General features: G+C 71.8%; 15 protein-coding genes and 1 tRNA gene. 9 read left to right on the forward strand and 7 right to left on the reverse strand.

Annotated elements, in window-relative coordinates:
• Nucleotides 1-10: 10 nt before the first annotated feature.
• The 5 genes from ACRWK7_RS01450 to ACRWK7_RS01470 all read right to left on the reverse strand — a co-directional run bounded on the left by ACRWK7_RS01450 (nt 11) and on the right by ACRWK7_RS01470 (nt 8,372).
• Complete coding sequence (locus ACRWK7_RS01450; protein WP_431854381.1) at nt 11-2,068, reverse strand: carbon starvation CstA family protein; 2,058 nt, start codon at nt 2,066-2,068, stop codon at nt 11-13.
• A gap of 336 nt (nt 2,069-2,404) precedes the next feature.
• Nucleotides 2,405-2,941 (reverse strand): translation initiation factor IF-3, encoded by a 537-nt coding sequence (gene infC, locus ACRWK7_RS01455; RefSeq protein ID WP_431854452.1) that lies wholly within the window; start codon nt 2,939-2,941, stop codon nt 2,405-2,407.
• Nucleotides 2,942-3,017: 76 nt separating this feature from the next.
• Nucleotides 3,018-4,970, reverse strand: a complete 1,953-nt coding sequence (gene thrS, locus ACRWK7_RS01460; RefSeq protein ID WP_431854382.1) for a threonine--tRNA ligase — start codon at nt 4,968-4,970, stop codon at nt 3,018-3,020.
• A gap of 273 nt (nt 4,971-5,243) precedes the next feature.
• Nucleotides 5,244-6,932: a methyl-accepting chemotaxis protein gene (locus ACRWK7_RS01465; protein WP_431854383.1), complete on the reverse strand. Its 1,689-nt coding sequence runs from the start codon at nt 6,930-6,932 to the stop codon at nt 5,244-5,246.
• 222 nt (nt 6,933-7,154) lie between these two features.
• Nucleotides 7,155-8,372, reverse strand: a complete 1,218-nt coding sequence (locus ACRWK7_RS01470; RefSeq protein WP_431854384.1) for a glycosyltransferase family 4 protein — start codon at nt 8,370-8,372, stop codon at nt 7,155-7,157.
• Nucleotides 8,373-8,401: 29 nt separating this feature from the next.
• Here ACRWK7_RS01470 and ACRWK7_RS01475 point away from each other — a divergent pair, with 29 nt between their 5' ends.
• The 5 genes from ACRWK7_RS01475 to ACRWK7_RS01495 all read left to right on the forward strand — a co-directional run bounded on the left by ACRWK7_RS01475 (nt 8,402) and on the right by ACRWK7_RS01495 (nt 14,587).
• A complete protein-coding gene (locus ACRWK7_RS01475) occupies nt 8,402-9,193 on the forward strand; it encodes an alpha/beta hydrolase (RefSeq protein ID WP_431854385.1) in 792 nt (263 codons plus the stop codon).
• Nucleotides 9,194-9,283: 90 nt separating this feature from the next.
• On the forward strand, nt 9,284-9,496 hold the full coding sequence (locus ACRWK7_RS01480) for a DUF2061 domain-containing protein (RefSeq protein WP_431854386.1): 213 nt from the start codon (nt 9,284-9,286) through the stop codon (nt 9,494-9,496).
• A gap of 69 nt (nt 9,497-9,565) precedes the next feature.
• Nucleotides 9,566-9,656, forward strand: a tRNA-Ser gene (locus ACRWK7_RS01485).
• 153 nt (nt 9,657-9,809) lie between these two features.
• Nucleotides 9,810-11,054 carry a metallophosphoesterase family protein gene (locus tag ACRWK7_RS01490; protein ID WP_431854387.1) on the forward strand — a complete coding sequence of 415 codons (1,245 nt, stop codon included), beginning with the start codon at nt 9,810-9,812 and terminating at the stop codon, nt 11,052-11,054.
• Nucleotides 11,054-14,587: an AAA family ATPase gene (locus tag ACRWK7_RS01495; protein WP_431854388.1), complete on the forward strand. Its 3,534-nt coding sequence runs from the start codon at nt 11,054-11,056 to the stop codon at nt 14,585-14,587. Before ACRWK7_RS01490 ends, ACRWK7_RS01495 begins: the two co-directional genes overlap by 1 nt.
• A gap of 138 nt (nt 14,588-14,725) precedes the next feature.
• Here ACRWK7_RS01495 and ACRWK7_RS01500 read toward each other — a convergent pair whose 3' ends face one another.
• On the reverse strand, nt 14,726-16,036 hold the full coding sequence (locus ACRWK7_RS01500) for an MBL fold metallo-hydrolase (protein WP_431854389.1): 1,311 nt from the start codon (nt 16,034-16,036) through the stop codon (nt 14,726-14,728).
• 88 nt (nt 16,037-16,124) lie between these two features.
• Nucleotides 16,125-17,996, reverse strand: a complete 1,872-nt coding sequence (locus tag ACRWK7_RS01505; protein ID WP_431854390.1) for a hypothetical protein — start codon at nt 17,994-17,996, stop codon at nt 16,125-16,127.
• A gap of 164 nt (nt 17,997-18,160) precedes the next feature.
• On the opposite strand from ACRWK7_RS01505, the gene ACRWK7_RS01510 reads away from it, so the two are divergent.
• The 4 genes from ACRWK7_RS01510 to ACRWK7_RS01525 all read left to right on the forward strand — a co-directional run bounded on the left by ACRWK7_RS01510 (nt 18,161) and on the right by ACRWK7_RS01525 (nt 21,692).
• Nucleotides 18,161-18,742: a helix-turn-helix domain-containing protein gene (locus ACRWK7_RS01510; protein ID WP_431854391.1), complete on the forward strand. Its 582-nt coding sequence runs from the start codon at nt 18,161-18,163 to the stop codon at nt 18,740-18,742.
• Nucleotides 18,743-18,945: 203 nt separating this feature from the next.
• Nucleotides 18,946-19,443 (forward strand): hypothetical protein, encoded by a 498-nt coding sequence (locus ACRWK7_RS01515; protein ID WP_431854392.1) that lies wholly within the window; start codon nt 18,946-18,948, stop codon nt 19,441-19,443.
• Between the two features lie 25 nt (nt 19,444-19,468).
• Nucleotides 19,469-20,830: a type VI secretion system baseplate subunit TssK gene (tssK, locus tag ACRWK7_RS01520; RefSeq protein ID WP_431854393.1), complete on the forward strand. Its 1,362-nt coding sequence runs from the start codon at nt 19,469-19,471 to the stop codon at nt 20,828-20,830.
• A gap of 25 nt (nt 20,831-20,855) precedes the next feature.
• Nucleotides 20,856-21,692 carry a DotU family type IV/VI secretion system protein gene (locus ACRWK7_RS01525; RefSeq protein WP_431854394.1) on the forward strand — a complete coding sequence of 279 codons (837 nt, stop codon included), beginning with the start codon at nt 20,856-20,858 and terminating at the stop codon, nt 21,690-21,692.
• The last annotated feature ends 7 nt before the right edge of the window (nt 21,693-21,699 follow it).

The following is a 21,699-nucleotide window of genomic DNA, read 5'->3' on the forward strand; positions in this document are numbered from 1 at the left end:
CGCCCTCCGCTCAATCGTCGCCGCCGACGGGGTGCGCTTCCCAGGGGTGTTCGCTCAGCGGCGGCACCGGCCGGCCGTTGAGGTGGCGCAGCGACAGGCGGGCGGCCTCGATGATCACCACCCACAGCACCGCCACGAAGAACACCGTCAGCGCCGCGTCGAGCCGCTGGTTGAAGATCAGCTTCGGCGCGGAGGTCAGCGCCGGGCCGGTCAGCGTGCCGGCGGCCAGCTTGGCGGCCAGCGCGTCGGCGCCGGCCAGGAAACCGACGCGCGGGTCGGCGGAGAACAGCTTCTCCCAGGCGGCGTAGGTGGTGATGACGGCGATCACCGCCGTCGGCATCGCGGTCACCCAGGCGTGTTTCGCCTTGCCGGACTTCACGAAGATCACCGTCGCCACCGCCAGGGCGATGGCGGCGAGCATCTGGTTGGAGATGCCGAACAGCGGCCACAGGATGTTGATGCCGCCCAGCGGGTCGATGACGCCGATGTAGAGGAAATACCCCCACGCCGCCACGAACAGCCCCGAGCTGAACAGCGTCATCGGGTACGACCGGGTGTTGGCGAACGGCTTCCAGATGTTGCCCAGCAGGTCCTGCAGCATGAAGCGGCCGACGCGGGTGCCGGCGTCCACCGCGGTCAGGATGAACATCGCCTCGAACATGATGGCGAAGTGGTACCACAGCGCCAGCATCGACTTGCCGAAGGCGCCGGCGAAGATGGTCGCCATGCCCACCGCCAGCGACGGCGCGCCGCCGGTGCGGGCCAGCAGCGAGGTCTCGCCCATCTCGCGGGCCAGCTCGTTCATGGTCTCCGCGGTCACCGGGAAGCCCCAGCCGGAGATGGTGGCGACCGCCTTCTCGACGCCCGTACCGGCGATGCCGGCCGGCACGTTGATGGCGAAGTAGACGCCGGGGTCGAGCACCGCGGCGGCGATCAGCGCCATCAGGCCGACGAAGCTCTCCATCACCATGGAGCCGTAGCCGACCAGCACGATGTCGCGCTCGTTGGCGATCAGCTTCGGCGTGGTGCCCGAGGAGATCAGTGCGTGGAAGCCGGAGATGGCGCCGCAGGCGATGGTGATGAACAGGAACGGGAACAGGCTGCCGGCGACCACCGGGCCGGTGCCGTCCATGAAGCGGGTGAACGCGGGCATCTTCATCTCCGGCTGGAGGACGACGACCGCGAACGCCAGCAGCATGATGGCGCCGATCTTGATGAAGGTGGAGATGTAGTCGCGCGGGGCGAGCAGCAGCCACACCGGCAGGATGGCGGCGACGAAGCCGTAGCCGATGACGAACATCGCCAGCGTCGTGCCGTCGTAATCGAAGTAGGCGCGCAGCGGGCTGTGGTCGAGCCAGCCGCCGCCCGCCGTCGCCAGCAGCAGCAGCGCCAGGCCGATCAGCGAGCCCTCCAGCACCCGGCCCGGTCGGATGTTGCGCATGTAGACGCCGACCAGGATGGCGATCGGGATGGTGGCGAACACGGTCGAGGTGCCCCACGGGCTGTGCTTCATGGCGTTGACCACCACGAGGCCCAGGACGGCGACGATCAGCACCATGATCATCAGCGTGCCGAGCAGCGCCGCCGAGCCGGCCACCGGACCCAGCTCGTCGCGGGCCATCTGGCCCAGCGTGCGGCCGTCGCGCCGCGTCGAGCAGAACAGCACCACCATGTCCTGCACGCAGCCGCCGAACACGGCGCCGGCCAGCAGCCACAGCGTGCCGGGCATATAGCCGAACTGCATGGCCAGCGTCGGGCCGACCAGCGGGCCGGCGCCGGCGATGGCGGCGAAATGGTGGCCGAAGGTGATCCAGCGGTGGGTCGGCACGAAGTCGCGGCCGTCGTTCAGCCGCTCGGCCGGGGTGGCGCGGGTCTCGTCCACCACCATCAGCTTGGCCGCGATCCAGCCGGCGTAGAAGCGGAACGCCAGCGCGTACACGCCGGCGGCGGCGCCGATGAACCAGATGGCGTTGATGGTCTCGCCGCGGTTGAGCGCGATGCCGCCGAGGCAGGCGGCTCCGAGGACGGCGACGGCGACCCAGATCAGAGGCCGCAGTTTTTCGGGCATGATGTCACCTCGTGAGTGCTCCCCGGCGGGGGAGGGCGGCGGCGGGCATCGCTGTGCGGGCGCGCGCTCTTCCGGGCTGGGATCCGTGTCGGCCGGCAGGGTCGAGGGGACGGCGTCGTCACGCGCGTGGCGGTCGAACGGCTGCCGGGAAGTGACCGATGCTACCGCCGTGCCTCGGCGTGATACATGCGGCAGCGCGTCGCATACTAGAATATCACGGGGCGGATGGTTCGAAGGCCGGAGCGTTTCCCTCCCCCAGCCCCGCTGGGGGGAGGGGATTCAAACAAAAAGCCCGCCGTCTCCGGCGGGCTTTTTGAAGCAGGCGGTAAACCGCGGTCACTTCGGCGACAGCACCATGATCATCTGGCGGCCTTCGAGCTTGGGCATCTGCTCGACCTTGGCCAGTTCGTCCAGGCGGTCGCGCACGCGCATCAGCACGTTCATGCCGATGTCCTGGTGCGCCATCTCGCGCCCACGGAAACGCATGGTCACCTTGACCTTGTCGCCTTCCTCGAGGAAGCGGGTCGCGGCGCGCATCTTCACGTCGTAGTCGTTGTCATCGATGTTCGGTCGGAGCTTGATCTCCTTGACCTCGATGATCTTCTGCTTCTTGCGCGCCTCGGCGGCCTTCTTCTGCTCCTCGTACTTGAACTTGCCGTAGTCGAGGATCTTGCAGACGGGCGGCTCCGCCTGCGGGGCCACCTCGACGAGGTCGAGGCCGGCGTCCTCCGCAGCCAGCAGAGCGTCGCGCAACGAAACAATGCCGACCATCTCGCCGTCGGCGCCGACGAGACGGACGGAACGCGCCGTGATCTCCCGGTTGATCCGCGGTCCGTCGCGGGTCGGGGCGGCTTCCTGTGGTAACCTGGCTATGGAACCCTCTCCATGGTTATGGACCCCGTCCGGCGGGCCCCCGGCTGACGCGGCGGGCCCGGTGAACGGCGGTCACTCAGAATGGCGAATCGAAGCCACGGTCCCCGGCCGGGGACCGCGCCTCTTCAGTAAGTTTATTGACTGCGGCGTCAAGGGCAAGAACTTCCTGATCCTTGCCGCCGAGGTACCGCATCGCCACCGTGCGTTCCTCCGCCTCGCGGCGGCCGACGACGACGATCACCGGCACCTTCTGAAGGCTGTGCTCGCGGACCTTCAGGTTGATCTTCTCGTTGCGGACGTCCAGTTCGGCCCGGATTCCGCGGCTCTTGAGGATCTTGTGGACCTCCGCCGCGTAGCCGTCGGCCTCGTTGGTGATGGTGGTCACCACCGCCTGCACCGGGGCCAGCCACAGCGGGAACTTGCCGGCGTAGTGCTCGATCATCATGCCGATGAAGCGCTCCAGCGAGCCGAGGATGGCCCGGTGCAGCATGATCGGGCGGTGCTTCGCGCCGTCCTCGCCGATGTAGTGGATGTCGAGCCGTTCCGGAAGGTTCGGATCGTACTGCAGCGTGCCGCACTGCCAGGTGCGGCCGATGGCGTCGGTCAGGTGGAACTCCACCTTCGGGCCGTAGAAGGCGCCTTCGCCCGGCAGCTCTTCGAACTCCAGCCCGGCCGAGCGCAGCGCGGTGCGCAGGCCGTCCTCGGCGCGGTCCCACAGCTCGTCGGAGCCGGTGCGGACGTCCGGGCGCAGCGCCAGCTTCACGTCGATCTTGTCGAAGCCAAGATCCTTGTAGACGCCGAGCTGCAGCTTGAAGTACTCGGCCGCCTCGCTCGGCACCTGGTCCTCGGTGCAGAAGATGTGCGCGTCGTCCTGGGTGAAGGCGCGCACCCGCATGATGCCGTGCAGCGCGCCCGACGGCTCGTTGCGGTGGCACGAGCCGAACTCGGCCATGCGGATCGGCAGATCGCGGTAGGAGCGCAGCGCGCTCTTGAAGATCTGCGTGTGACCCGGGCAGTTCATCGGCTTGACGCCGAGCTGCTTCTTGCCCTCGTCCGCCTCCACCTTGAACATGTTGTCGCCGTACATGTCCCAGTGGCCGGACGCCTTGAACAGCGAGCTGTCGATCAGCTGCGGCGTCTTCACCTCGACGTAGCCGGCTTGCTCCAGCTTGGTGCGGATGTAGGTCTCGATGGTGCGGTACAGCGTCCAGCCCTTCGGGTGCCAGAACACCGAGCCGACCGCCTCCTCCTGCACGTGGAAGAGGTCCATCTCCTTGCCCAGGCGGCGGTGGTCGCGCTTCTCCGCCTCCTCCAGCTGGGTCAGGTAGGCCTTCAGTTCCTTCTCGTCGCGCCACGCCGTGCCGTAGATGCGCTGGAGCATCGGGTTGCGGCTGTCGCCGCGCCAGTAGGCGCCGGCCACCTTCATCAGCTTGAAGGCGCTGCCGACCTTGCCCGTCGACGGCGCGTGCGGGCCGCGGCAGAGGTCGAGCCAGTCGCCCTGGCGGTAGACGCTGATCGCCTGGTCCGCCGGGATCGCCTCGACCAGTTCGGCCTTGAAGTGCTCGCCGTGGTTCTTGAAGTAGGCGACGGCGTCGTCGCGCGTCCACTCCTCGCGCACCAGGGGGGCGTCGCGCTGGACGATCTCGCGCATCTTCGCCTCGATCTTCGCGAGGTCGTCCGGCGTGAACGGCTCGTCGCGGGCGAAGTCGTAGTAGAAGCCGTTGGCGATCGCCGGGCCGATGGTCACCTGCGTGCCGGGGTACAGCTCCTGCACGGCCTCCGCCAGCACGTGGGCGGCGTCGTGGCGGATCACCTCCAGCGCGTCGGGGTGGTTGCGGGTGACGATCTCGATCTTGGCGTTGCCGGTGACGGTGGTGGTGAGGTCCTTCACGGTGCCGTCGATCTTGACGGCAAGAGCATCCTTGGCCAGACGCTGACCGATGGAGGCGGCGATCTCCGCCCCCGTGACCGGCCGGTCGAATTCGCGCACGTTGCCGTCGGGCAGCGTGATGGCAATGCTGGACGTCACCGGATTCACCGTTCGCTTCCGTTGTTCATGCGAGTCCGACTCGCGTCGGAACGCGCGACTCTAAAGGCGTGGCGGTGCAAGTCAAGCATGGGAGGTCCTTTGCGGGGGTATTGCCCCCTCCCTAACCCTCCCCCGCGGCGCGGGAGAGGGAACTCCGCCGCTCTGCCCCCTCCACCGCGAAGCTCTCGCGCAAGCGAAGCTTGCGCTGACGCGGCAGGCGGATTCTCCGGATCCGCCGAGAGCGGGGGAGGGTCGGGGAGGGGCAAGCAGCCGCTACGCCGTCTTCACCCCGTCCAGGAACCCATGCACCAGGTCGCGCAGCGAATCGGCCTGGACGGACAGGCCGGACGCCGCCTCCAGCACGTCGCGGGCGGCGCCGTCGGTCTGGCGGGCGGCGGCGTTCACGCCGCCGATGGTGACGCTCACCCGTTCGGTGCCCTGCGCGGCCTGCTGGATGTTGCGGGCGATCTCGCCGGTGGCGGCCCCCTGCTGCTCGATGGCGCTGGCGATGGTGGTGGCGATGCCGTCGATGCGGGTGATGACCTCGCTGATCGAGCGGATCGCCGTCGCCGTATCGGTGGACACCCGCTGGATGCCGGCGATCTGCTGGGCGATGTCCTCGGTCGCCTTGGCGGTCTGGGTGGCGAGGTTCTTCACCTCGGTCGCCACGACGGCGAAGCCCTTGCCGTGCTCGCCGGCGCGCGCCGCCTCGATGGTCGCGTTCAGCGCCAGCAGGTTGGTCTGGCTGGCGATGGAGTTGATCAGTTCCACCACCTCGCCGATCTTCTCGGCGGCGTCGGTCAGGCCGCGCACCTGCTGGTCGGCGCGCTGCGCCTCGCCGACGGCGTGGCGGGTGATCTCGGTGGAGGTGGCGACCTGCCGGCCGATCTCCCCGATGGAGGCGGACAGCTCCTCGGTGGCGGTGGCGACCGCCTGGACGTTGGCCGAGGTCTGCTCCGACGCGCTCGCCACGTCGGCGGCGCGGCTGGTGGTGTCCTGGGCGGTGGCGGTCATGCCGTTGGCGGTGCTGCGCATCCGCTCGGCCGAGGTGCGGACGGTGGCCAGCACGCCGGTGACCTCGCGGTCGAAGCGGTCGGTCAGCGCCACGATGGCCTGCGAGCGGGCCAGCCTCTCCTCCGCGGTGCGCTGCTGCTCCTGCGCGAGGTCGCGGGCCTGCCGCATGGCGTCGCGGAAGACGCACAGCGCGCGCGCCATGGCGCCGATCTCGTCGCGGCTGTCGGTGTCGGGCACGGCGGCGTCCAGGCGGCCGGCGGACAGCTCCTGCATGGACGCCGTCATGCGGCGGATCGGGTTGACCATCATGCGGATCGCCAGCACGCTGGCCAGCAGCATGGTCAGCGGGATGCCGACCGCCGGCACCGCGATCAGCAGCCGGTTCATGGTGGTCTGGAACGCCTCCAACTCGGCGCCGAGGCGGGCGATGTTGGCGTTGTCGGTTTCCGCCTGCTTCTGCAGCAGGACGTTCAGCGCCTGCCGGTTGGCGCGGTTGGCGTCGTTGTCGCCGTAGGTGCGCGCCTCGGGGATGGAGGCGTCGCGGCTGAGGCGGACCAGCTCGGTGCGGAAGGTGATGAACTCCCGCACCTTGGCGGCGATCTCCTGGTTGTGGGCGCGTTCGGCGGCGGGGGTGATCGCCGACCACTCCTGCATCAGGCGGTCCATGGCGGCCAGGTTCTTGAGCAGGGGCGGGGCGTACTTCTCCGCCTCCTTGCCGTCGCGCGCCATGTAGATGCCGCGGGAGTCCATCACCACGGCCAGCACCAGGCCGTTCATGCGCTCGCCGTCCAGGGCGCGGGCGGAGGCGTTGGTGATCTCGTCGACGTAGCCGTCGTAGGTGCGCATCGCCTGCACGCCCAGCGTCGCGATGGCCACCGCGATCAGCGCCAGCGCGGTCACCACCACGCCGAACTTCCGCGAGATCGGAAGATCCTTGAGAAGGCGCATGACTCCCCCTTTATGCCCTCTGGCCTAGGCTTCCCGGCTAGAGTTCCTTGGCATTTATAACGTCTTGGGAATTCTTAAATTCCATCAACGACTATGCGTCATGCCAAATCTTGCCCGCAAGGGGGTGTGACAAAGTGGCCGTCGACGTCTTCGCGGTCTTTTCACGATGTGAAAATTTGCCGCACTGCGGAGGTTGATCATTGCCGAGTATCGGCAACGGTCTTACGCGGCCAGCAGCTCGGCGTACACCGCCAGGGTGTCGGCGCACATGCGCTGCTTGGTGTAGCGTTCGGCGACGAAGGCCTGGGCGTGGGCGCCGATGGCGGCGCGCTGCTCGGCCGTCATCGACAAGGCTTCGTCCAGCGCCTTGGCCAGCCCGTCGGCGTCGTCCGGCGGCACCACCCAGGCGGTCTCGCCGGGCAGCACGGTCTCCTGCCAGGCGCCGATGGAGGTCACGATCACCGGCTTGCCCATGGCCTGCGCCTCGACGATGACGCGGCCGAAGGCCTCCGGCTCGCGGGACGCCGACACCACGACGGTGGACAGCATGTAGGCCGCGGCCATGTCGCTGCAGTGGTCGGTGATGTGCACCACGCCGGCCAGCCCGGCGCGGCGCGCGCGCTCCTCCAGCTCCTGCCGGTAGCCGGAGCGCCCCTGGTCGGAGCCGACCAGCAGGCACACCACGTCCTTGCGGCCCAGCTTGGCCAGCGCGTCGATCATCACGGTCTGGCCCTTCCAGCGGGTCAGCCGGCCGGGCAGCAGGATGACGGGCCGGTCCTCCGGCAGCCGCCACTGGGTGGCGAGCTGGATCAGGCGGGCGGTGGTGACGCGCTCCGGCGCGAAGACCGCCGGGTCGTAGCAGCGGTGGACGAGGCGGACCGCGGCCGGATCCACGTCGTAGTTCTTCAGGATGTGGTCGCGGATGAAGCCGGAGATGGCGATGACCCGCTCGCCGCGCGCCATCACCGAGTTGTACCAGCGCTTCAGCCCGCTGGAGAAATTGTACGGCGCGTGGAAGGTGGTCATGTAGCGCGCGCCGGTGCGCTGCGCCGCCATCCAGGCGCTCCACGCCGGGGCGCGCGAGCGGGCGTGCACGATGTCCACCCCGAAGTCGCGGATGATCTTTTCCAGCCGCCCGGCGTTCCTGCGGATGACCAGGGGGTTCTTGCTCTTCAGCGGCAGCGTGATGTGGGCGATGCCGGCGCGGTCCAGTTCGCGCACCATCGGCCCGCCTTCGGAGGCCACCAGCGGCGTCGCCCCGGCCTCGGCCAGCGCCAGCGCCACGTCGATGCAGCCGCGTTCGGCGCCGCCGGTCACCAGGTTGGGCAGCACCTGCAGGATCACCGGCGGCCGGCGGCCGGGCTGGCGGAGGAACGCCTGTTCCCCCGCGGGCGCATTGCCCGCCGCGTCGGCGGTGGTAAGGTGCGGATCCAGAATCATGATGCCCGAAACGCGAGTGTGGTGAAGCCATGAGCGAACGCGCGCACGCCCCGGCGGGCGGGCACAATAGCCTGACCCGCGGCGAGGCCACCATAGCCTATCGTCACACCCCCTCCTCCCGGCCCGGCGCCGACCCCGGCGTGATGTTCTGCGGCGGCTTCATGTCCGACATGACCGGCACCAAGGCGGTGGCGCTGGAGGCCTGGGCCGCGATGCGCGGCCTCGCCTACACGCGCTTCGACTACCAGGGCCACGGCGCCTCCAGCGGCCGGTTCGAGGACGGCACCGTCGGCACCTGGGTCGAGGACGCGCTGGCGGTGCTGGACCAAGTGACGCAAGGGCCGCAGATCCTCGTCGGCTCCTCGATGGGCGGCTGGATCGCGCTGCTGCTCGCCCTGCGGCGGCCGGAGCGGGTGGCCGCGCTGGTCGGCGTGGCGCCGGCGCCCGACTTCACCGAGGACCTGATCTGGGACGCGCTGGACGCCGGTGCCCGCGCCGCGCTGCTGCGCGACGGTGCGTGGTACCGGCCGTCGCAGTACTTCGACGATCCCAAGCCGGTGACGCTCACGCTGGTCGAGGAGGGGCGGCGGCACCTGCTGCTGCGCGGCCCGATCCCGTTCGGCGGCCCGGTGCGGCTGCTGCACGGCATGATGGACGCGGACGTGCCCTGGCAGACCAGCCTGCGACTCGCCGACGCGCTGACCGGGGCGGACGTGCGGGTGACGCTGGTGAAGGACGGCGATCACCGCCTGTCGCGCGACGCGGACATCGCGCTGCTCTGCCGCACGGTGGGCGAGGTGGCGGACGAGCTGGCATCATAGGGGAAGCCTATCGCTGCGGTCCGGATTGGCGATTGGACTGTGCCGGGGGGTGGCTGGCACTCTGTCTCCACGGCAGAGATGGAGGGGGCCATGGCCAAGACGTTGAGCTTCGCGTGCGTGCACTTCACGGTGGCGTTCACCCTGGGCTACCTGATGACCGGCTCCATCGCGGTGGGCGGCGCCGTGGCGCTGGTCGAGCCGCTGTGCAACACGGTGGCCTTCCACCTGCATGAAAAGGCCTGGGCCTGGCTGCGCGAGCGCCGCGCCGGCGCCGGAGAGGGGGCTGTGCCGGCCGCTGCGTAAGGAGCGTCCGGCACCTCAAAACAGGGGCTTGCGAAGCGCGTCGGGGATGGCTATAAACGCGTCCTCCGCGGAGGGGTGGCCGAGTGGTCGAAGGCGCACGCCTGGAAAGTGTGTATACCCCAAAAGGGTATCGAGGGTTCGAATCCCTCTCCCTCCGCCATTTACTCCCCCTGGGGATAGGCTGAAGACGGCCCGGCATCCACCGGGCCTTTTCTGTTGCCCGCGGCGCGTCCGGCGTCCGTTTTGTACCCCTCCCGTTCGCGTTGCTGCGTGTGCTACGGTCGGCCCGCCCACCGCGTGACGAGGCCCGCCCTTGCGCTTCATCCACACCGCCGACATCCATCTCGACAGCCCGCTCGCCGGCCTCGCCGCGCGGGCGGGGGAGCGGGCGCGCGACCTCGTCGGCGCGACGCGACGCGCCTTCACCGGCCTGATCGACGCGGCGGTCGACCAAGCCGTCGATTTCGTGGTGATCGCCGGCGACCTGTACGATGGCGACTGGCGTGACTTCTCCACCGGCCTGTTCTTCGCCGAGGGCATGGCGCGGCTCGAGCACGCCGGCATCCGCGTGGCGCTGGTGAAGGGCAACCACGACGCCGAGAACGCCATGACGCGCAGCCTCTCGCTGCCGCCCAACGTGCACGTCTTCCGCTCCGACCGGGCGGAGACCGTGGTGTGGGAGAACCTGGGCGTGGCGCTGCACGGGCGCAGCTACGGCCAGCGGGCGATGCGCGACAACATCGCCGGCGGCTACCCGGCGCCGGTGCCGGGGCTGCTCAACGTCGGGGTGCTGCACACCGCCGCCGACGGGCGGCCGGGGCACGAGCCGTATGCGCCCTGCGCGCTGGCCGAACTGGCGGCCAAGGGCTACGGCTACTGGGCGCTGGGGCATGTGCACGCGCGCGAGGTGCTGAGCGAGCGGCCGTGGATCGTCTTCCCCGGCAACCTCCAGGGCCGCCACGCCAACGAGACCGGGCCCAAGGGCTTCACCCTGGTCACCGCCGATGCCGGCGAGGTGATGGCGGTCGAGCACGTGGACTGCGACGTGGTGCGCTGGGCGCGCGTGCCGGTGGAGGTCGGCGGCTGCGCCGGCCTCGACGAGGTGGGCGAGCGGGTGCGCGCGGCGCTGGGCGAAGCGCTGGCCGGGGCCGGGCGGCGCACGCTGGCGGTGCGGCTGACGCTGACCGGCCGCGGCGCCGTGCACCGCGCGCTGGTCGGCGACCCCGACCGCACGGCCGCCGAGTGCGAGGTCGCCGCCATGCGGGCCGGCGGCGACGTGTGGATCGAGAAGGTCGAGCTGCGCACCGCCGAACCGGACGCCGGGGCGGCGGCGCTGCCCGACGCGCTGGGCGAACTGCTGCGCGCCGTCGAGGAGGTGCGCGCCGACCCGGCCGAGCACGACGGCCTGCGCGCCGAGCTGGAGGCGCTGCTCTCCCGCATGCCGCACGCGGTGCGGGCCGAGGCCGGACTGGACGAGCTGGGCGACGAGCTGCTCGCCGCCGTGCTGGAGGACGCCCGCGCCATCGTGCTGGGCCGGCTGGCCGGGGAGGGCGCCTGATGCGCATCGAGCGCCTGCACCTGGAGCGCTACGGCCATTTCGAGGATCGGACGCTCGACCTGAGCGGCGACGGCGTGCGGCTGCACGTGGTGTACGGTCCGAACGAGGCCGGCAAGTCCACCTCGCTGGCGGCGATCGGGGACCTGCTGTTCGGCATCCACGACCGCACCCCTTACGCCTTCCGGCACGACTACGGCCAGCTGCGCATCGGCGCCGAGCTGTCGAACAGGGCCGGCGAGACGCTGGCGTTCAAGCGGCGCAAGGGGCGGGTGAACACGCTGCTGAGCGCCGACGGCGGCTCGCCGCTGCCGGACTCGGCGCTGGCGCCGTTCCTCGGCGGAGCGGACCGGGCCTTCTTCGAGCGCATGTTCGGTCTCGACCACGACCGGCTGCGTCAGGGCGGCGACGCCATGCTGGCGGCCGGCGGCGACCTCGGGCGCAGCCTGTTCGAGGCGGGCAGCGGCGTCGCCGGCATCGCCCAGGTGCTGGAGCGGCTGGACGCCGAGGCCGACGCGCTGGCCACCACCCGCAAGTCGGCCGCCAAGCCCTTCTGGAAGGCGGTGGAGCGCTGGGACGAGGCGCAGGCCCGCATGCGGGCCGATGCCCTGCGCGCCGACGACTGGACCCGCGCCATCAAGGCGGTGCAGGAGGCCGGGGCCGCGCGCGCGGCGGTGGACGCGCAGTTGGCCGACGGGCGGGCGCGGCGCAGCCGGGTGCAGCGCCTGCGCCGCGTGCTGCCGATCCTCGCCCGCCTGGACGAGCTGGCGGCGCTGCTGGCCGCGCACGGCGCGGGGCCGGATCTGCCCGACGGCTTCGAGGCGGTCTGGCGCGCCGCCCAGCGCGCCGCCGACGAGGCGGCGGAGGCGGTGGCGCACGCCGCCCGCCGGCTGGAGGGGCTGGAGCACGACCTGTCCGCCTTCGGCGTGCCCGGGCCATTGCCGGCGCTGGCGGCGGAGATCGAGCGGCTGCATGTGGCCTACGGCGACGTCGCCGCCAAGCGGGCCGACCTGCCGAAGCTGGAGCGCGACCTGGCGCTCGGCCGCACGCGGCTGGAGGGGCTGATCGCCCAACTGGGCGGCGGCTTCGCACCGGAGGAGGCGGCGCCCCGCGTGCCGCCGCGCCCGGCTGTGGCGCGGCTGCGCGCCCGCATCGCCGAGCGCCACGCCATCGACACGGCGCTCGACGCCGCGCGCCGCCAGCATGCCGCCGTCGCCGAACGGCTGGCGGAGACCGAGGCGGCGCTGGCCGAACTCGGCGCCCCCGCCGACCCGGCCGAGGCCGCCGCCGCGCTCGCCGAGGCCGCCAAGGCGGGCGATGCCGACGCGCGGCTGGCCGAGGCGGCGGCCGACGAGGCCTCGGCCAAGGAGGAGGCCGGTGTCGCCTTCGCCGCGCTCGGGCTGTGGACCGGCTCGCTGGCCGAACTGGCGCACGCCGCCTTCCCCGACGACGCGGCGGTTGCCCGGCAGGAGCAGTCCGTCGCCGCGCTGGCGGCCGAACGCGAGGCGGCGGCGCGCGAGCGGGCCCAGGCGCGCGCGGCGTTGGCCCGGCTCGACGGCGACCTCGCGGAGCTGACCGCGGCCGGCGCCGTCCCGACGCCGGAGGCCGTGCAGGAAGCCCGCCAGCGCCGCGACCGCGGCTGGCGGATGATCCGTCGCCGCTACGTCGAGGGCATCGCCGACGACCCGCCGCCCAAGGCCGATCTGGCGCAGGCCTACGAGGAGGCGGTGATCCGTGCCGACGACCTCGTGGACCGCCGCGAGCGCGAGGCGCAGCGCGTCGCCCGCTTCGCCACGCTGACCCGCCAGCGCCAGGACGCCGAGCGCGCGCTGGCGGCGGCGGAGGCGCGGCTTGTCGACCTCGACGCTCGCGACGCCGTCGCGAACGTCGCGTGGGCCGCGCTGTGGGCGGCCTCCGGCTTGGCGCCGCAGACGCCGGCGGCGATGCGCGTCTGGCTGCAGCGCAAGGACGGCGTGGTCCGCCTCGCCGACGCCGCCCGCAAGGCCGAGGCCGCGGTGCGGCGCGCGCGCGCCGAGGCCGAGCAGGCGCGCACGCACCGGCTGCATGCCGCCCGCTTGCTGGGGCTGACCGGCACCGACGCGCTCGACGACGTCGCGCTGCGTGGCCGGGTGGCCGCGGCGGCGGCGCAGGCGGGTGAGACCTGGGGACGCGCCAGCCGGCTGCGCCAGGAACTCGCCGGCCGCCGCCGTGAGCTGGATGCCGCGGAGCGGGCGCTGGCCGAGGCGCAGGCGCGGCTTGGGGACTGGATCGCGGCGTGGGCGGCCGACCTGCCGCTGATCGGCCTCGCCCCCGGCGCCACGCCGGGCGAGGCGACCGAGGCGCTGACCGTCTGGGACGAGATCCAGAAGGAAGCCAGCGACGCCCTCCAGACCCGCCGCCGCTGCGACGGCATCCGCGCCGATCTGGAGGCGCACGCTGCGGCCGTCCGCGCGCTGCTCGACCGGGCATCCCCGGCGCTCGACGATCTGCGGGCGTCCGATCCGCTGGGCTTGGCGCCGGTGATCGCCGGCCGGCTGCGCGAGGCGGCGGCCGTCGCCTCGAAGCGGCAGGAGCTGGAAAAGCAGCGCGACAAGGCCGCCCTGGCGCTGGCCGAGGCGCGCGAGGCGGCGGCGCAGGCGCAGCGCGCCGTGCGGCTGCTGCGCGATGAGCACGGCTTGGCCGATTCCGGCGACGCGGTTGACCTCGCCCGCCGTTCCGCCGAGCGCCGGCAGCTCCGCGCCCGGCTGGAGCAGGCGCGTCGCGACCTCGCGGCGGCCGGCGATGGATGGGGCGAGGCGGCGCTGCGGGCGGAGGCGGACGGCGCCGATCCCGACGCGCTCGCCGCCGAGGACGCCGCGGTGGAGGACGAGGCGGCGCGCCTGCAGAAGCAGGGCGAGGCCGCGGCGCAGGCATTGGTGGTGGCGCAGCAGGAGCTGGCGGCGCTGCGGGGCCGCGCCGGCATCGGCGAGGCGGCGGCGCAGGCCAAGGACGCCGGGCTGGAGATGGCGGAGATCGCCCGGCGCTGGATGCGGCTGCGCGCGGCGTCGCTGGTCCTCGGCCGGGCGGTGGAGCGCTACCGTTCCGCCAACGAGCATCCGTTGGTGAAGCGCGCGTCGGAGGTGATGGCGCGCATCGCCGCCACCGGCGACAACCCGATCGAGCGGCTGGCCGTGGACTACGCCGAGGCCGACCACCCGGTGCTGGTCGGCGTGCGCCGCGACGGCAGGCACTGCCCGGTCGAGGGCATGAGCGACGGCACCCGCGACCAGCTGTTCCTGGCGCTGCGCATCGCCGCCGTGGAGCGCTACGCCGAGGGGGGCGAGCCGCTGCCGTTCGTGGCCGACGACCTGTTCATCACCTCGGACGAGGACCGCACGGTGCCGGGCATCCGCGCGCTGGCCGAACTGGGCCGGGCCACGCAGGTGCTGCTGTTCACCCACCACCGCTACGTGGTCGAGGCGGCGGCCTCGGCGCTGGGCGAGGGCGAGGTGCGCTTCCACTCCCTGGCGCCGGAACGGCTGGTGATCGCGGTTTGACAGAGGCGGAAGCCCCTCCCCTGCCTCCGGCGGGGGAGGGCAGGGGCCCACGAAGTGGGAAGGGTGGGGGCTACGGCCTGCCCGGGAATGCGTTGCCCCCACCCCGGCCCTCCCCCGCCGGAGGCAGGGGAGGGAGTTTCAGAGCGTCACCTCGTAGTACAGCGCGTCCTTGGTCAGCCAGGGCTGGTCCGCGGCGTCCTCGTCGGAGCGCAGCACGGCGCCGGGCACCATCGCGTTCAGGCGCTCGATGATCGAGGCGCGCGGCATCTGGTTCCAGCGCTTCTTCTTCGCGATCGCCTCGTCCACCGGGATCAGGGCGACGCGCAGGCCGTCCATCAGCTCCAGGCCCTTCTCGCGCAGCGTGGCGTTGTGGCTGCCGTGGTGGCCGACCTTGTAGAGCGTGGTGCGCTTCAGCAGGTCGGGGCCGGTGACCGTGCGGCCGTCGACCGTCCAGGTCAGGTCCTGCCAGGACAGCCAGTTGCCGACCTGCGCGTCGGCGGCGAACAGCAGCACCTCGGGCTCGCCCTCCGGCGTGGCCGCCGGCAGCTCGATGGCCAGCACCAGGCTGGTGTTGTTGGTGTCGGAGTCGAGCTTCAGCGCCAGCTCGGTCGTGGTGCCCAGCCAGTCCTCGTCGATGCTCCGCCACGCCTCGGCCTCGGCGTGGTAGGTCCGCTGGAAGAACTCCAGCTCCCTGGTCCGCGCCATCGGGATCGCCCAGGCGCGGTTGAAGGGGCGCCCGGCGTCCTCGTCGGCGCCCAGCGCCGTCACCAGACCCTCGGCGGCGGCGGCGAGCGGGTAGGTCTCCGGCGTGCGCTTGGACGGGTCGGACTTCTTCAGCAGCACCGCGTCGCGCGGCGGCCCCAGCACGTAGATGCGCCAGTCCGCCCCCTCCGGCTGGAAGGGCGGGTCGGACGGGCGGCAGTAGCGCAGCTCCTTGCCCAGTGTGAGTGCCGTGCGCAGCGCCTCCGGCGTGCTGCCGCCGGCGGCGGCGAAGGGCGAGCCGTCCGGGCCGGCGCCGATGCCGAAGAAGGCCAGCAGGCCGTCGACCTCCCCGGCGGCGCCGTCGGCGCCCATGGTGCGCAGCCGCGTGCTCGACGATTGCAGTGCCGCCAGCGCCTTGCGGCGGCCGTCCTTCAGCGCCTGCACCGCCGTGTCGTCCTCGTTCTCGGTCCAGGCGGCCCAGACCGCGCCGACCTCGATCTTCCGGAACGCGTCCCTGGCCTGGATGAAGCCGCTGACGTGGTCCCAGTGCTCGTGCGTGACGGCGAGCAGGTCGAGCCGGCCGCCGGTCTCCGCCGCCACGTCCTCGACCACTCTGGTCATCCTGGCCGCCGCGTCCGGCGTGCCGAGCAGCAGGCCGCAGTCGATCATCACGTTGAACCAGCCGTCCGCCGCCGTGGCGTGCGGCAGCCGCACCAGCAGGCAGTCGCCGAGCCCGTGGCGGTACATGCGGACCTTGGCCCTGGGTGTTTTGGCCCTGGGTGTTTTGACAGTGGGGGCCGCACCGGTCTTCGCCTTGCTCATGGTCGCGGCCTCCTCAGTGTCCGTGCAGCAGGGCGAAGGGCTCGCGGCGCGGTCCCTCGGCCCGGAAGTAGTTGTCGCGCGGGTCGGTGAAGCCCGGCGCGGCGCTGGTCTCCGGCGCCGCCACCGCGGCCCGGCCGACGCGCTTGCGGATCAGGTAGCGGACCCGGCCGGTGTCGGCGTCGATCAGCAGCGTGCAGCCGCCGCGAAACTTGGTCTTGAAGCCCGCGTCCGGCGACCAGCTCTGCGTCATCTCGACGACGATGTCCGACTGGATGCGCCCGTCCGGGCTGACGCGCCGCGCCGGGCGCACCGAGTGCACCTCGATGCCGCGCGCCCAGAATGCGCCGTCCCCGGTCTTCACCTTGAACGGCTTGCCGTTCAAGGCCTCGTCGGGGCGGCGGTGCAGGCCGAGGATATCCATCTCGTCGTCGTTCAGCCCGTCGGGCCCGAACAGGCGCTTGTGCAGCGCTCCGGCATGTTCGCGGCTGTGCTCGTAGGCGAGGCGGCGGTCGGACACGCCGTTCTGGAACAGGTCCATCCCCTGCAGGTGCTTCTTCAGGCTGGCCAGCGGGTCGGGCGGCGGCTCCCACGCCACCGAGACCTCGGACAGCGTGCGCACCCCCTCGGCGTAGATGCCGCGGTCGCGGAACGCCGCGACGATGGCGACGCGGTAGCCCAGGCGGTCCTCCGGCACCAGATCGCGGTCGGCGGTGACCAGCGCGCGCAGATAGTCGCCGAAGGTCAGGTCCACCGGCGGGCAGTAGTCGAGCGCGCGGATGCACATGTTCAGCCAGTGCCCGGCCAGCTTTCCCGCCTCCTGCGACAGCCGCTGCACCAGGTCGTGCGGGATGGCGCCGGCCGGCAGCACGCCGGTGCCGCCGGTGGCCAGCCGGATCAGGTCGCGGGTGCGCAGCTGGTAGATGCGCAGGAAGGCGTCGAACACCGCGGCCACCAGCACCGCGCCGCGGCTGTGCGGCTCGGTCGCGGCGGCGTAGTCGTTGCGCGTCGGCGTTATGCCGATGTAGTCGCGCAGCGCCCCGTCGCCCTTGGTGGCGCGGCCGAACTGCAACGCCATCTCCGCCATCAGGTTGGGCTTGCCCAGGTCGCCGGCGGTGCTGGCGATCTGGCTGCTCAGCGCGTCGGGGACGGTGAAGTGCAGGAACAGCGCGACGATGTCGGCGAAGGCCTCGTGGAAGGCCAGCATGTCGAGGTTGGTGTTCTCGCGGTAGCGGCGGTGCAGCCCGTCGAGAAGCGCGTGCGAGGTCTCGTGCGCGATGATGTCGTGCGACAGGCAGGCGAACACCATGCCGCCGGGCACCGTCGCCTCCGCCTCGGTCGAGGCCGGGAAATAGCCGAACAGCAGCGCCATGCGCTCCGGGCTGTAATAGGCGTTGGGAATGCGCAGCGCGTGCGGGTGGATGCGCAGCCGCTGCACGTACTCCTCGCGTTCCACCTTGCCCTTGGCGTTGCGGACGAAGCGCGGCGCCCACAGCGCGGCGCGGCCCAACGCGCGCTCGAACACCTGGATGGTCCGCATGGCGACGGCGTAGGCCATCTGCTGGTGGAAGCGCGGGTCGGACTCGGACGGACGCAGCCCGTCCTGCGACAGCAGCTCCGGCGCGTTGAGATCGATCGGCGCGTAGGCGCAGCCGCTGGCCGGGTCGATGTCCACCACCTCCAGGTACTCGCCGACCGGGCCGGGCTTCAGGTCGTGCTCCCAGGGGATCTCGACCGTCGTCTCATTGAGCGCGTAGGTCTCCAGCTCCGCCCCCAGCGACGGGTCGACGGTGAACACCCGCAGCTTGCGGAACGACGGCTTCGGCAGAGGCGGGTTCTCGGCCATGCACAGGTGCAGCCGCTGCATGGCGGTGAGGGAGTCGGACATCGGTAAGGCCCCCGTGGCGTGGTGTGCGCAGCATGCCGGGGGCAACGAGAACGAGTCCAGAGGGTTTGCGTCTTCCGGCTGTGCGAATACGGCGGTATGCAACCTGATTTGAACGCTGCCTGAATCGCCGGAAGCCGTTTCCCCGCGGGGGAAATCGCGCTACCATGCTCTCCCTCCGGTCGCAGGCGCCGATGATGGTGGGGAGTGGGATGGAGCGGGGCGACAGCGGGTACTTCCAGGTCGTCGCCGGCATGCCGGACCAGCAGGAGCGGCTGCCCAACAGCGCCGGCCGCCGCATGGACGACCCCGCGCGCCGCGCGCTGGTCGAGCGGCTGCGCCGTCAGGGCTGGAGCTACCGCCGCATCTCGACCGAACTGAACATCAGCTACGCCCTGGTCTCGCGCTGGCTGGACGGGCCGGAAGCCGCAGCCCCCATCGAGCCGCTGCCGATCGGCGTCCGGACCCTCCGCCGCCCGACCGCCGCCGCGGTGCCGCCCACCCCACAGGGGGCACGGAGTCCCGGCGAGTCGGACCCCTCGCACCCCCTCATGGAACAGTTGATCACGCAGAACCGCGCCCTGCTGCAGCGGGTCGACCAGCTGGTGGCGGCCAGCGCCGCGCAGCAGCAGGCGATCGCCGGGCTGGAAGCCCGTCTGGTGGCGAACATCGAGGATCAACACAAGAAATTGGGGGAGCGGCTGCTCGACTCAATCAAGTTGTTGTTGAGCAAGATCATCCCCGGCTGAGTCCCGCGACTCGGATCTTTCATACTAGGGTATGACGAAACGGCTAGGCCTGCGCCCTTATACCGGGAGCTGGGCCTGTGACATCGCGTAATATCATGGACAAGGTGCTGTTTCTTCCCTAGCCTTTCGAGCATCATCCGAATTCGTCACTCGTGACGAAGGTAATAACGATGCTTCCGCAAAGTTGGGGGAGACGGGAAGCCGTGGTTTCTCTGTCGTGGTCCGGGGAAGGGGCCGCAACGGGCCGGTTCGCGCGCCGCGCGGGTCCGGCCGCCGTCCTGCTGGCGCTCACGCTCGCCGGCTGCGGGACCGATTCCCGGATCAAGACGCAGACGCTGGACATGGAGGTGGCGGCCAACGCCAACGCCGACAACGCGCTCGCCGTCGATCTGGTGCTGGTCTACGACACCACGCTGATCCCCGCCTTCGCCGGCATGACCTCGGCCGACTGGTTCAAGAACCGCGAGCCGATGAAGCTGGCCAACCCCACCGGCATCGAGGTGCAGACCTTCGAGGTCATTCCCGGCCAGAGGGGGCCGCGCTACCTGATCTCCGGCCGCGGCAGCGACGCGCTCGGCGCCTTCGTCTTCGCCGGCTACGACTCGCCCGGTCCGCACCGCGCCCGCATCGACGGCATGCCCGCCGTCCTTCTCCGCCTGGGCGAGAAGGATTTCGCGGTGGCCGCCCCGTCCTTGAAATGACCGAAACCCGCAGGTGCCCGACGGTATGAGCCCCTTCAACCCGCAAGATCCGATCCAGTGGTACGAGGGCATGCTGCTCTCGCCGCAGCATTTCCAGCAGGCGTGGCTGCGCCAGGACGGGCTGCTGCACTACCACCTCGGCCGGCTGTCGCCGTTCCATTACGGCGTGCGGACGCTGAAGGTCGATCAGGCGATGCTGGTGGTCGGCGTCTTCCGCATCCTGGCGCTGGAGGCGGTGCTGCCCGACGGGCTGGTGGTGACGCACCCGGCGGGCGGCGCCGACCTCCAGGTCAGCCTGGTGCCCTACGCCGACCAGCTGAAGGACGCGCCGGCCACCGTCCACCTCGTGGTGCCGGTCTACAAGCCGGGGGCCGCGGCCGGCGGCGAGCTGGCGCGCTACCGCTCGGTCGAAGGCGAGCCGGTGGTGGACGAGAACACCGGCGACAACGAGCAGGCGATGGCCCGCCTGCAGCCGCGCGTGTCGCTGCTGGTGGGCGAGGAGGTGCCGCAGAAGTACGCCGCGCTGCCCATCGCCCGCGTCACCTACCGCGACGAGGCGTTCCAGCTCACCGACTACCTGCCGCCGGCGTTCTCGGCGCCGCCCGACTCGCCGCTCGCCGACTCCTGCCGAACCATCGCCAAGCGCCTGCGGGAGAAGGCCGCCTTCCTGGCCGGCCGGCTGCGCGCCCCGGCCGGCACGGTGCAGGCGACGCTGATCGCCGACACGCGGCACGCCGTGCAGTGCCTCGCCGCCGGGCTGCCGCAGTTGGAGGCGCTGCTGGGCGCCGGGGCGACGCACCCGTTCGCGCTGCACACCGCGCTGTGCGGCATCGCCGGACAGGTGGCGGCGCTGGGGCCGGGCCTGATCCCGCCGATCTTCGACGCCTACGACCACGGCGACATCCGCGCCTCGGTGGCGCCGGTGATCGAGTTCATCGAGCGCATGATCGAGACGGTCAGCGAGACCTACGTGACCCTGCGCTTCGCCGCCGAGGAGGTCGGTTTCCGCCTGAAGATCGAACCGGCGTGGCTGGGTGTGGACGGGCTGCTGGTCGGGGTGCGCCTCGCCCCCGGCCAGACCGAGAGCGAGGCCGACGCCTGGGTGGCCGAGAGCCTGATCGCCTCGGCCGAGAACATGGGCGTGCTGCGCGAGCGCCGGCTGCGTGGCGCGGCGCGGCGCCGGGTGGAGCGCGACGACCGGCTGGAGGTGGTGCCGGAGCGCGGTGTGCTGCTCTACCGCATCGAGCCCGACGCCTCGTTCATCGAGGCCGACCGGGTCCTGGAGATCGCCAACCCCGGCGACCGCACGGGGGCGCGCCGTCCGGCGGAGATCGCGCTGTACGTCGCCCCGCCGTCCGGGCGCGCCGCCGCCGACGCGGCCGGCTGAGCCGCGGGCCGGGGGGAGGGGACCCATGGGCGTATCATCGCAGGATCTGGCCCCGGACATCGCCGACGCCGGCGGGCTGCCGTCGGTGGCGTCGCTGCTGATGGGCGACCGCGGGGAGCACGCGCTGCTCGTGCAGTTCGGCGACTTCTTCGCCGAGCTGCTGCGGCTGAAGTACGCGCTGGCGGCCGGCCGGCTGGGCGGCGGCGACGGGCTGACCCCGGCCGATCTCGCCGGGCTGGTGCACCAGCGGCTGCGCACGCTGCTGGAAGCGCAGGCGGTGAAGGCGCGGCACTGGGGCGGCGCCTACGGCGAGACGCTGTACCGCGAGGCGCAGTACGTCATGGCCGCGCTCGCCGACGAGACCATGCTGCTGCGCATCAACTGGGACGGCAGGCAGGCGTGGCAGGACCGGCTGCTGGAGACCGCGCTGTTCGGCACGCGCGTCGCCGGCGAGCGGGTGTTCGAGCGGCTGGACGCCCTGCTGGAGGACAGCACCCGGGCGTCGAGCGACCTCGCGACCATCTATCTGGTGGCGCTGGCGCTGGGCTTCCGCGGCCGCTACTGGCGGCCGGAGGACGAAGGCGACCTGCGCTCCTACCGCGCGGCGCTGGCCCGCATCATCGCCCGCCACGACCCGGATCTGGCGCGCGACGGCGCGCAGCTGTTCCCGCAGGCCTACGCCCACACCATCGACCAGGGGCGCACGGTGCGGCTGCCCTACCTGCGGCCGTGGGGGCTGGCGCTGCTGGCGGTGATCAGCCTGTTCCTGGTCGGCAGCCACCTGATCTGGGTGGCCGGCACCGACGAAGTGGTCCACGCGGTCGAGCGCATCGACCGCGCCGTCAACAACCCGTCGCGCTAGGGGAGGG

It is taken from the genome of Azospirillum sp., from assembly GCF_050789165.1.